10 protein-coding genes and 1 pseudogene are annotated in these 12,500 nt (G+C 49.4%); 3 read left to right on the forward strand and 8 right to left on the reverse strand.

The genetic code is table 11. The features are described from left to right. Positions 1-188 precede the first annotated feature (188 nt). Positions 189-836 (reverse strand): hypothetical protein, encoded by a 648-nt coding sequence (locus tag FFS57_RS04085; RefSeq protein ID WP_137936489.1) that lies wholly within the window; start codon positions 834-836, stop codon positions 189-191. A 115-nt stretch (positions 837-951) separates the two neighbouring features. Then, positions 952-1,263: pseudogene (locus FFS57_RS04090) on the reverse strand (CPCC family cysteine-rich protein); the annotation flags it as partial. Positions 1,264-1,579: 316 nt separating this feature from the next. On the opposite strand from FFS57_RS04090, the gene FFS57_RS04095 reads away from it, so the two are divergent. After that, positions 1,580-4,069, forward strand: a complete 2,490-nt coding sequence (locus FFS57_RS04095) for a sensor domain-containing protein (protein ID WP_502705895.1) — start codon at positions 1,580-1,582, stop codon at positions 4,067-4,069. Positions 4,070-4,219: 150 nt separating this feature from the next. Here FFS57_RS04095 and FFS57_RS04100 read toward each other — a convergent pair whose 3' ends face one another. The 6 genes from FFS57_RS04100 to rpmH form a co-directional block, all read right to left on the reverse strand. After that, positions 4,220-4,696, reverse strand: coding sequence for a hypothetical protein (locus tag FFS57_RS04100; RefSeq protein WP_137936491.1), 477 nt, complete (start codon positions 4,694-4,696; stop codon positions 4,220-4,222). 751 nt (positions 4,697-5,447) lie between these two features. After that, entirely contained in the window at positions 5,448-6,788 is a 1,341-nt protein-coding gene (mnmE, locus tag FFS57_RS04105) for a tRNA uridine-5-carboxymethylaminomethyl(34) synthesis GTPase MnmE (protein WP_137936492.1), read from the reverse strand. Positions 6,789-6,858: 70 nt separating this feature from the next. Next, positions 6,859-8,514: a membrane protein insertase YidC gene (yidC, locus tag FFS57_RS04110; protein WP_137936493.1), complete on the reverse strand. Its 1,656-nt coding sequence runs from the start codon at positions 8,512-8,514 to the stop codon at positions 6,859-6,861. 21 nt (positions 8,515-8,535) lie between these two features. Beyond that, positions 8,536-8,745 carry a membrane protein insertion efficiency factor YidD gene (gene yidD, locus FFS57_RS04115; RefSeq protein WP_137936494.1) on the reverse strand — a complete coding sequence of 70 codons (210 nt, stop codon included), beginning with the start codon at positions 8,743-8,745 and terminating at the stop codon, positions 8,536-8,538. After that, on the reverse strand, positions 8,721-9,083 hold the full coding sequence (gene rnpA / locus FFS57_RS04120) for a ribonuclease P protein component (protein WP_137936495.1): 363 nt from the start codon (positions 9,081-9,083) through the stop codon (positions 8,721-8,723). Before rnpA ends, yidD begins: the two co-directional genes overlap by 25 nt. Before the next feature lie 14 nt (positions 9,084-9,097). Further along, positions 9,098-9,232 (reverse strand): 50S ribosomal protein L34, encoded by a 135-nt coding sequence (gene rpmH, locus FFS57_RS04125; protein WP_137936496.1) that lies wholly within the window; start codon positions 9,230-9,232, stop codon positions 9,098-9,100. 548 nt (positions 9,233-9,780) lie between these two features. On the opposite strand from rpmH, the gene dnaA reads away from it, so the two are divergent. Next, entirely contained in the window at positions 9,781-11,148 is a 1,368-nt protein-coding gene (dnaA, locus tag FFS57_RS04130) for a chromosomal replication initiator protein DnaA (RefSeq protein WP_137936497.1), read from the forward strand. A gap of 88 nt (positions 11,149-11,236) precedes the next feature. After that, positions 11,237-12,343: a DNA polymerase III subunit beta gene (gene dnaN, locus FFS57_RS04135; protein WP_137936498.1), complete on the forward strand. Its 1,107-nt coding sequence runs from the start codon at positions 11,237-11,239 to the stop codon at positions 12,341-12,343. Positions 12,344-12,500: the final 157 nt, after the last annotated feature.

Consider the following 12,500-nt stretch of genomic DNA (forward strand, 5'->3'; position numbering starts at 1 on the left):
TAGCGGCCTTAATGCCAATGCACAAACATCAAACAGTCGCACGATTACCAAGGCTTAATACTCAACACTCATATCATATTGAGGACACATGCCACTCGCAGCTGCGGTGTCTTCGTTCAAGCACAAAAAAACTTGGCGCATCATCACTGATGCGCCATACGTCGCCAGACTTCCTAACGACCTACCAATCAAAAAGTCGCATCCGATATTTGGGTTGGAATGTTCGGGTTGAGCGTGACAACATGCGTCGCCATGTTGAACAGCTGTGGCTGTATGACAAAACGCCACCCACCGTTTCGGTAGTAAAGGAAATTGAAGGCATTGGGCGCCGGCATCTGCTGATTGGCGTCACCATAGTCATCAAAGCTGATGAACGAGATAACCTCACGCCCCTGATTCCGAATGAGCTGATTGATTTGCTGATTACCCGGATGCTGATTGTGATACACCCGAATCATATTTGCACCCAATGGCGATTCCGTCACTACCAGTGCACATCCATTCATCGCGGCCGTAAACACAAACTTGCAGCGTGGATTCACTTTCGGCACATCCACAAACCCTGGTAACACCATGCCTTGTACAAAGGGACACCAATAGGCTTGAATCGGCTGGTCCCCATGAAGTACCTGCCCTACGGGTGTCAGCGTGACTTGGTGAGCTTGCCCCTCACCCTGCAAATCAAATACACCCTCTTTCAGCGTATTCAACATCGTATTCTGCATTTGATTGGCCCGGTTGGCCTGGCCTCGCATAAACCAGGCAACACCATTGATTGCTCGCTGCTTGATGTACCAGAGCGGGTCTGCCATAAAGAGTGCGTTGTGTCCGTTCATATCAACCTTAACTGGATTATTGTTGTACCCTGATGTCGCTGACAGTTAGGCAAGCCAATGCGTTGCGACACCGAAACACAGCATATGACTGCCCTCGCCCGAATTAGTTACGTAGCTAGTAACATAATGTTGGAATGGTTCGCATGGCATTCAGATCAGCGGATGAATCCCGATCGTCAGGCAAGGGTACACGCCTGGACCATAGCGGGTACCACAATGGGTCAACATGATCATCCGCGCTTACATTCCGAACATGAACACACAGAGCACGGTCGCAAGCACCAAACTGCACAAAGTTCACCTGAGTCTCGATCAAACACACGCGATTTGGCCCATCTGATTGATTAGGAAAAAAGAGCTGGAACGCATCATCCTCCCAAAAGCAAATTGGACAGATATCATTTGAACCTGGTGGTTCGGTGAATACTTCATGGCCACATCACGGGCAAGTAAACATAGTTATCACGCTATTCTCAGTTATCAGGAACAGCCAGTCCACACTCCACGACAGACATAGGCTTTCCCATATACGAATATTTCACGTGCGTCGTGATAAGGCATCACACCAGGCTGCCGATCGCCAACGCTCACCCAAGGCAAAGCAACTATGCCGCATGTCAGCGACTATATTGGAAGCACAACCTTCGTATCTTGGATGGATCTTTGACGAGTTCCTCCCAGGCAGTCATATATTGAATTTGACGGCTAGGAAAGGCAGTAGGGTTTTGTCAGACAATCATCAATTGAACACTCATGCCCAAGTCAGCGGATCAGCGACGCCATATGACACCGCAATCGAAGCTGGCTTATCCCTCGCTGGCGCCCTCGGAAATACCCCGTTATTAGCCGTCCGAAGTTTCGATCGGCGAGGTATCGTACACCATTGGAATCCCGCCTGTGAAACCAGGTATGGCATAGCCACCAAGGATGCGCTAGGCCGGCCAATGAACGATTTGTTGGATGTTGAAGAGGTCTCAGGTGAAAATCTGAACGAAGCCATTCAGCAAATCTGGCAGGGCACGTTGCCTGGCCTTTCTCGTGAATTACGGTTAAAAACAGTAGGTGGGCAAACCAAATTAGCCTACGTAACAATGTTTCCGGTGTTCCGCCATGGGCAAGTAAGCGACATATTCTGCATGGACCTCGACATCGCAGCGTTCAAGCCATTGAAAGGGTCAGTCCCCAGCGATGTACTCCGATTCAAGACCCTATTTGAACGGTCAGCTGACGCCATCATTCTGCTAAATGAGGATAGCTTTCTGGATGCAAATCCCGCTGCAATGAAGATGTTTGGCTATACCGACAAATCCGCCATGGTCGGGCAACACCCTGAGAACCTCTCCCCTCCCCTACAGCCTGATGGCCGCAACTCACGCAGTAAGGCCCGAGAAATGATCAGCCTGGCACACCAGCTTGGCAATTATCGCTTCGAGTGGGTACATCGTCGGGCATCAAACGAAGATTTCTGGGCCGAGGTGTTACTGACCGCAATATCGCCTAGCGAACAGGCCCTACTGTATGCCGTATTGCGTGACATTTCCGATCGCAAGGACGTAGAGTTGAAAATGCGGCTCAATGCACAGGCTTTTGAAAGCAGCCGGGAAGCAATTCTGATCACCGACAGCAACAAACAAATCATCTCCATCAATCGTGCCTTCATGGAAATTACCGGCTTCTCAGCCAGCGAAGCATTAGGTAATTCACCGAAAATGCTCAGCTCTGGCCTGCACGACCAGGACTTCTACCGCAACATTTGGGATACGGTACGCGTTCTTGGCCATTGGGAGGGCGAGATATGGGACCGCCATCGTGACGGAAGAAGCTATCCTCAGTGGATGACAATAAGTGCTGTCATAAATGCAGCAGGCGTCATTACCAACTATATCGCTGTTTTCTCTGACATTACCCACCGTAAAGCTTCGGAAGAACACACCCGATATATCGCTGAGCATGATTTTCTGACCAACCTACCAAATCGAATCTTGTTGCTTGATCGAGCAACGCAGGCCATTGGCGCCGCCCAACGCAATGGCAAGCAATTGGCAATCTTGTTTCTTGATTTGGATCGCTTCAAAAACATCAACGACTCTCTTGGTCATCATATCGGGGACAGATTGTTGAAGCAGGTAGCTCAGCGATTGGAAGCCTGTGTCCGCAGCAGTGACACTGTCAGCCGCCTTGGTGGTGACGAATTCATCATATTGTTAATTGATGTGGATAACGTCGAGTCAGTCGGACACATTGCAGACAAAGTGCTCAAGGAGATTACAAACACCTACTTGGTCGATGATTACGAATTCGACATCACTGGTAGCCTTGGCATCAGCCTATATCCAATGGATGGCAACGACATGGATACACTGATTAAGAACGCCGACGCGGCTATGTATCACGCCAAGGAACGAGGTAGAAACAACTATCAGTTTTTCTCAAAGGAAATGAATGTTCGCTTGGTAGAGCGGCTCACCATGGAGCTCGCATTGCGCAAAGCGCTCGACAATGAAGAGTTTATGCTGTTGTATCAACCACAAGTCGAGCTCTGCAGTGGCCGGATTACCGGTGCAGAAGCACTGATCCGTTGGATGCACTCAGATTTTGGAGTCGTTCCGCCAGGGCGCTTCATCCCTGTTACCGAAGAGTCAGGCCTCATCATACCTATCGGCAAATGGGTGCTGGAAACAGCTTGCCTGCAGGCCAAAGCTTGGGAAAAAGCAGGCTACCCAATTGTTATGGCAGTTAATCTATCCAGTGTTCAGTTTCGTCAGAAAGATTTGTTGTCAACGATTGTTAGCGCCCTGCAAAGGGCAAATCTCGACCCACACCTCCTTGAATTGGAAATAACGGAGGGCATTATCCTTGAAGGAGCAGAACGAACAATTGAAACGATGAATGCGCTGGTTAGAATAGGCGTGAAATTGTCAATTGACGACTTTGGCACAGGCTACTCCAGCCTGAGTTATCTGAAGCGTTTCCCCATCAACAAACTCAAAATCGATCGGTCATTTGTTCGAGACATTGATACCGATGCTGGTGATGCAGCTATCACGAGAGCCATCATCGACATGGCTCGCAACCTGAACCTTAAAGTAATAGCCGAGGGCGTAGAAACCAAGGCTCACCTGGATTTCCTTCTGGCACATGGTTGCGACGAGTATCAAGGATACTATTTCGCAAAGCCCATTCTTGCAGAAGAGTTCGAGCGCATGTTGAAAATTCCGGAAGGAGACACATAGCCTCGCGCACCAGCAACTTTTGCATCAAACATGTGACGATTCTGATATTGTGTTTCCGAACAAAAGGGGGACAATGCCCCCTTAAATATAAGCGGATATTGTCGTGAAATCTTGCATCGGCATGCAATTCTCCGGTAACAACAAGTATCACTATTCAGCGGTCAAGACAGGTGGCGTTGCCACTACACAATTTGGGTTACCTGCAACATAGCGGCCATAGAGCAGGACGAAATTGGATTCAACAGGTGCACCATTAAATGCACTGACCTGTACCGTATACCACCCGTTCGCTGCAAATGGTGGGACATTCACCAAGGGACGGAAGTCAACAGCAGCGACGCGGTCATCATTCCGATATACAGTCCCGTTTGGAGACACTGCCACAATTTCCAGATTCGAAAACTGTATATCAACATCAATACGTACGCACTCATTACCGCCCTTGAACAATTGTACAACCCAAGGTCGGGCGTTTACATTGACGAAATTAAATACCGTGCCAGGAATACGCAAACTGGAACAATTTATTCCCAAGCAACCAGACACTGAATCATCATAAATTTCCGTACCAGCAAAGACGGAACTTGTACCACACAGCATTGCAACTACCATCAAGCATTTGGACATGACAATCTCCTTACATTACCACCGAAGATGGTGCAACCTGACTAGCAAAAATCGCACCTGTAGACAATGTAAAGCTATGTATTGATTCCTCGTTAGTAAGTAATGTCAGAAAAAACTGTGATGCGTTCATGGACATACCATTATGCACAACTGAATTACCATGCCACCTGCAAAACGGCAATTTATGTAAACAATTTATTTTTCAAATTGGTCCATATTACAGATAATTCTCATGAATCATTTATAACAGTTTCATATAAATGACTAATCAGATGTGATTGGCAGGATAACTTGTAGGGTGGAAAAGCAAAACCAAAAACTGGAAGGAATATAGGACTTGGGAAACATGGAGAAATACCCTACATTTCACACTTAATCTACTTTGTGGCAATACTCAAGCTCTTTTTTTCAGATATAGTAGGCAACAGGTCGGGGGAATTATCAAATCGATAGCTACCTGTCGTTCCATGTGAAACCTACCTATTGTTATTCCCATGTACTGCATTCCGCTACACAACCCTATTGACATAATGCGATGTTCGCTTAGATCCGATTTTTCTGCCTGCCCGGCTCCACTTGCAAAAAATTTGGCCCTGCAGAGAGCACCCATTCTTTGTAAGACGGGGCCACGAAGGGGCCAATTATAGCTAAACTTAGTTGAATTTTATGGGTCGATACTGAACAGAACGACCTTAAATAGACATTTTTAAACAAGTTTATGGAATCAGTTTAAACATTCTTGAACTCACATCTATTTGCCAATACAGAATCGGCTGAAAATTTCACCTAGCAAATCATCGGCAGTAAATTCCCCTGTAATTTCATTCAGAGCATTTTGGGTCAAACGCAGCTCTTCGGCGAACAGTTCAATCTGCTGATACTGCATTTCCGCCTCGCCCAGATGTTCTGCGGCACGACGAATAGCGTCGAGATGTCGTTCTCTGGCCATGAACACACCTTGCCCATCGCTTTCAAAGCCCACTGCGGCCAGCAATTGTGCACGTAGCAGATCAATACCATGGCCCCGTTTGGCAGAAAGATACACAACGGGAATACCATTGGACTCTCCCAGACAGGGAGCCTCTCCTGACAGGTCGATCTTGTTGAATACCTTCAGTCGACGTAGCTGGTCAGGAAAACGCTGCATGATGGTCTGCTCAGCTTCCGTCAAGCCATGTCGTGCATCAACCAGTAATAGCGCGATATCTGCTTTCTCGATGGCCTGCCACGTACGGTCAATCCCGATCAGCTCAACCTGATCGGTGGTCTCACGCAATCCTGCGGTATCAATGATGTGTAGTGGCACACCATCAATATGTATTTGCTCACGAATGGCATCACGTGTTGTCCCGGCAATATCTGTCACAATTGCGACATCTTCGCCTGCCAAGGCATTCATCAACGATGACTTACCTACATTGGGCTGCCCGACAAGCACTACATGCAAGCCTTCGCGCAAGATACTGCCCTGCTTCGCGCTACGGCGCACTTTTGCCAGTTGTGATTGAATGTTCTTTAATTTGCCCAATGCATCGGCAGTCTGCAAAAAATCGACATCTTCTTCTGGGAAATCCAATGTCGCCTCCACCAGCATACGCAAATGGATGACTTGATCCACCAAATGGCGTACCTGACCAGAGAATTCCCCACGCAACGAGCGCATCGCCGAACGTGCAGCCTCTTCACTGCTAGCATCAATCAAGTCGGCTACCGCTTCTGCCTGAGCCAAATCCAGCTTGTCATTGAGAAAGGCTCGTTTGGTAAACTCACCTGGCTCTGCAATTCTCGCACCAAGACCGACACATTGAGCCAGCACACGGCGCAAAACAATCGGCCCACCATGTCCTTGCAATTCCAGAATATCCTCACCAGTGAACGAGTTAGGCCCAGCAAAAAACAGGGCAATGCCTTCATCTAGCACATCGCCTGCGGCATCCCGAAAACGCGCAAAAGTAGCCATCCGAACTGTTGGCAATTTACCCAGCATTTGCTCAGCAATTACCCGGGTAGCAGGGCCCGAAATACGGATTACCCCTACTCCCCCTCGGCCCGGTGCAGTCGCAATGGCTGCAATGGTATCGTTGGTCAGCATGATTTCAGTCTATAAGTAAAAACGGCAGGCGCATGGCCTGCCGTTAGATTGTTACTCATTTCACCTGCATTCAGGCATGTGCAGCTTTTTTCGCTTGTTCGACTTGGTGCTCAACAAATTTCTGCTGTGCAATGGTCAGCAAGTTGTTGACCAACCAGTACAGTACCAGACCAACAGGCATGAAAAAGAACATCACCGAGAACGCAATTGGCATGATTCGCTGCATCTTTGCTTGCATTGGGTCAGTTGGCTGAGGGCTCATATAGGTTTGGACAACCATGGAACCTGCCAATAACAATGGCCAAACGAAGTATGGGTCGGTTGCAGACAGGTCGATAATCCAGCCCATAAACGGAGCATGACGTAATTCGACAGCTGCCACCAGCACCCAGTACAAGGCCATGAAGATCGGCATCTGCAATAGCATTGGCAGACAACCACCCAGCGGATTGATCTTTTCTGTTTTATACAGTTCCATCATGGCTTGATGGAACTTTTGCCGATCATCACCAAACTGTTCTTTCAAGCGCTCGAGACGAGGTGCCATCGCCTTCATCTGTGCCATGGAACGATAGCTGGCAGCAGACAGTGGATAAAGAATAGCCTTTACCACTACCGTCAACAAGATAATTGCCCACCCCCAGTTACCAACCAAGCCATGCAATTTTTCCAGCAACCAAAATAGCGGGGATGCAATTACTTTAAAAATGCCATAATCTTTGGTCAATTCCAATCCTGGCGCCAATTTGGCCACCATCGCCGTCTCAATCGGACCAACAAACAACGGCACACCGGTCTTGAATGTCTGACCTGGAGCAATCGCAGCCACATCCCGAATTACGCCCACCGAATAAAGGTTACCGACCTTTTTGATGTCGTAACGCAACTCAGTCTTGCCATCACAGCTCTCGGCTGGCGTTTTGGCTGAAGCCGGCAACCAGACAGCGGTAAAATAGTGTTGAACAATGCCGATCCAGCCGTTGTCGCAGGAAGCCACGTATTTGTCACGCGCCTTGTCCTTATCGATGTCACTGAACTCCAGTTTCTGGAATTTCTTCTGTTCGGTGTAGACCGCAGGCCCCGTGAAGGTATACAGCATCTTCGGATCGCCCACTGGCGCCTGACCATCGCGCAACAAGCGATAGTAAGATGACATAGTCACCGGCATGGTGCTGCCATTGGTGATCTCGTAATCAACATCTATCACGTAACTGCCACGTTTGAATGTAAGCAATTTGGCGATTTTAAGTCCACCAAGCTCAGGTGCTTCCAAACGCACGGTCACGGAATCCTGGCCTTGTGGTAGCTTCACTTCATTACCAGGCAATTTGAATAACGTGCGTGGACCAGGCAAATTAGGCATGCCATCAGCAAACAGACCGGTCTGGGCAATGTAGGTGCGATCTTTGACATCTTGCAGCAAAGTGACTGGCTTTTTCGGGTCCGTCACATCACCATGTTTCAGCAATGCAACTTGGCGGATATCACCACCTTGCGCATCGATCTCCAACTGCAATACGTCAGTAGTCACTTTAAGACGTCCTGACGACTTGAGTTGAGCGCTGTCAGCTGCTGACATTTCAGCGGGTTTACTTGCTGAAGTGTTGGCTGTTTGGTTGGCCACGACCGCAGGCTTTGGCGGGCGGCGACTTTCTTCAAACTTCTGCCAGCCAAACAAAATGGCCACAGAGATAACCATGAACACGATTAGACGACGCGTTTCCATGCAAGTCCTGTAGAGAGCAGATCAGGGGACCGGGTCATAGCCGCCCGGGTGGAACGGATGGCACCGGCAAATGCGTTTCGTAGCAAGCCAGCCGCCTTTAACGGGACCGTGCTTGCCGATGGCCTCAAGGGCGTAGTGCGAGCAGGTGGGCGAAAATCGGCAACGCGGCCCGAACATCGGGCTGATCGCATATTGATACAACCGGATCAGGACGATGAGGAAGCGCGACATTTTCGACGAATCCTTCGGAACAATTCGAGCAATTCTGTTCGAACAGCAGCCGCTTCTTCATGACCAAACACTTGACGCGGCCAGACTATAACATCCAGCCCGCCCAGCTCGCCATCATTCAGCCTGAAAGTTTCACGCACGATACGCTTCATTGTATTGCGTCGAACTGCCTGTTTAGCCAGCTTTTTGCTGACAACCACGCCCAACCGGGCCTGGGGCAGATCATTACGCTTCCCGAGCACCTGCAAGTATTCGCCACGAACCGAACAGCGGAAATTAAAAACGGATGAAAATTCATCCGTTTTTAATAACCTTTTGTCACGGCCAAAGCGCGACAAACCGCGCAATCCGCTTAAACTGCCAGACGGTGACGGCCCTTGGCGCGGCGTGCGGCAATCACGGCACGGCCGCCACGGGTTTTCATACGGACGAGAAAGCCATGGGTGCGCTTGCGACGAACCACGGACGGTTGATACGTGCGTTTCATGTGTTACCCCAACAGAACGGAACGAATTAAACGTGGGATTAGACGATTTCATCCAAGCTGTTGTCAAGGTTTATTTTTTTCAGGTGCTGTGGATAAGTCCCGGCAAACTGGCTAAAATGTGGCTCTCTTGTCCCCTCGAAAAATAGTTTGAGGTTGTCACGTTTTAGAAAGACGTGACGCGCGACAAGAACTGGGCAGGTAAGCTTCTTTATGCGCTCATCCGATGCTGGATCAGACTTTAAAGAAAGCAAGTGATGGTCGGGTTTTTCAATCTTGGTACTGATCTAATTCTAAAGTCAGTCAACCTATGGATTGATTTGATCGGGCATTCGACTGCCCGATCCGTGCTTGCTATCGTCGGCATCTCTTACCCGGTCGCTCTGTCGCGTCTAGTACGCGGCTTTTTCGTTTTTGCGAAACTATACGACCGGGAAGGTAGGCATTTTCAGATGGCACGCACCCAACAAGAAGCACGACCTGTACACGCGGACATCCGCTGCCGCGTCATATCGTCAACACCACGCCTTTTATAGTGATATTTGAACAAGATGCCGTCACAAGAGCAGTTTTGGCCCGAGTGCCTGTCTACGTTTGAACGCGAGCTCTCTGCCCAACAGTTCAACACGTGGATCAAGCCGCTCAAGTGCGAATCAGATGATGAAACGCTACGCTTGATTGCGCCCAACCGGTTTGCCATCCAATTCGTCAAAGATCGATTCCTGACCCGGATTGAGGAGTTGGCAGTCGAATACTTCGGCCGACCGGTCAGTGTCGGCTTGGCATTGGCGCAGGCAGAAAGCAAGGGCGCCAGCAATGGCACCACCGATGCAACTTCGCCCAAGGCACCGGCAACCGCCAAAGCGACCGCATTCAAGCAAATTGGCGCCAGCAATGAAACCACGCGGTTGATCCCAACTTATACCTTTGACAACCTTGTCACTGGTAAAGCTAACCAATTGGCTCGTGCCGCAGCCATGCAGATCGCCGAAAACCCTGGCGTGGCCTACAACCCCTTGTTTGTCTATGGCGGTTCTGGCCTAGGGAAAACCCATTTGGTACACGCCATTGGCAATCTGGTTCATCATCAGAATCCACAAGCGCGGATTCGTTACATCCATGCAGAACGGTATGTATCCGACGTCGTCAAAGCTTATCAACACAAGGCTTTTGACGAATTCAAACGCTACTACCACTCGCTGGATCTACTACTAATCGACGACATCCAGTTCATCAGCGGCAAGAGCCGTACACAAGAAGAATTTTTCTATGCATTCAATGCATTGATTGAAGCCAACAAGCAGATCATCATCACCTGCGATACCTTTCCCAAGGAAATCAAGGAGATGGATGACCGTTTGGTATCTCGTTTTGGCTGGGGGCTGACTGTCGCCATCGAACCACCAGAGCTGGAAATGCGTGTCGCCATTCTGCTGAAGAAAGCCGAACAGGAAAACTTCAAGCTGGATGACAACGTCGCCTTCTTCATTGCTCGCCATATCCGCTCAAACGTACGTGACCTGGAAGGTGCATTGAAACGGGTATTGGCCTATTCACGCTTCACTGGCAACCCGGTGACAATGGATCTGGTCAAAGATGCGTTGAAAGACGTACTGGCCGTTGAAAACCGACTGGTATCCATCGAAAACATCCAGAAAGTGGTTGCCGACTTCTACAAGGTCAAAGTCGCGGACATGCACTCCAAAAAGCGCAGTCGCAACATTGCCCGCCCACGTCAGATTGCCATGGCATTAGCCAAGGAACTGACGCAAATGTCGTTGCCTGCCATCGGCGAAGCCTTTGGCGGTCGCGACCATACAACGGTGCTTCATGCTTGCCGGACCATTGCTGATTTCCGGGAATCCGACATGCAACTGAAGCACGATTTTCAAGTCTTGATGCAAATGATCAAAGGCTGATGGGCTCCGGCGCCCGGTTTGGAATGACCGCGCTGAATTTGTTAAAATTTTCGGCTTTGGCCGAAACGCTCACACGGGAAAATAGCAAATGGTACTGATGCAGGCTGAACGCGACCTCATTCTGAAGCCGTTGACCACCGTTACCGGCATCGTGGAACGCCGCCATACACTGCCGATCTTGTCCAATGTACTGATCGAAAAGAAAGGTTCGCAGCTGACCTTCCTCGCCACTGACCTGGAAATCCAGATTACCAGTCAGGCACCAGGCGAATTACCAGGCGAAGATTTCGCTATTACGGTATCCGCCAAAAAGCTACAAGACATCCTCCGCGCCATCCCTGATCAAACTCAGGTGTCGCTGGAACACGCTGACAGCAAGTTGACCGTTAAAGCAGGCAAAAGCCGCTTCAACCTGCAAACCTTGCCAGCCAATGATTTTCCGAAGTTGGCACCCGCCATGGGTGACGTGGTGGCTTTCGAATTGCAGCAAAAAACGCTGAAGCATCTGCTATCTATGGTGCAATACTCGATGGCCCATCAAGATATTCGTTATTATCTGAACGGCCTGTGTATTGTCACTGATGGCCACGAACTGAAACTGGTTGCTACTGACGGTCATCGCCTTGCCCTGATCAGCCATCAGCTGGACGGTGCCGTCGACAAGACGGACTTGATTCTGCCGCGAAAAACAGTATTGGAACTGTACAAACAGTTGAGCGACAGTGATGCGCCTATTCGCATTGAGATTGGCCAGAATCAAGTACGCTTTGCTTTTGGCGATGTCGTACTGGTATCGAAGGTGGTCGATGGCAAGTTCCCGGATTACAACCGTGTCATTCCAGCACGTAATGACAAACACCTGAACATTGATCGCCAACAATTACAGCAATCTTTGCAGCGCGCATCCATTCTCTCCAACGAGAAGTTCCGTGGTGTACGTCTGGTATTGATGAATGGCCTGATCCGCATTCTCTGTAACAACAGTGAACAGGAAGAAGCCCAGGAAGAGGTGGAAGTAGATTACCAGGGTGAGACGCTCGACATTGGCTTCAATATCACCTATCTGCTTGATGTGCTAGGTAATATCGGCGATGAAATCCTGCACTTCAGCTTTGGCGATGCCATGGGTAGTGTGCTGGTCACCGTGCCAGAAAATGAGCAGTTCAAATATGTTGTGATGCCCATGCGCATTTAGTCAGCCATCATACATATACCCACACGCCGGCCTATGCCGGCGTCAGCGTTTTAATCGGTATTGCGAAACAAGCCTGAAAATGGCCCGCAGTATTGATCATTCGGGAAGCAATGCCTCTGGCGATGCTCCTCCCAACCAGATAACGACCAGCCGCAAT

It is taken from the genome of Chitinivorax sp. B (genome assembly GCF_005503445.1).
Taxonomy (GTDB): Bacteria; Pseudomonadota; Gammaproteobacteria; order Burkholderiales; family SCOH01; genus Chitinivorax.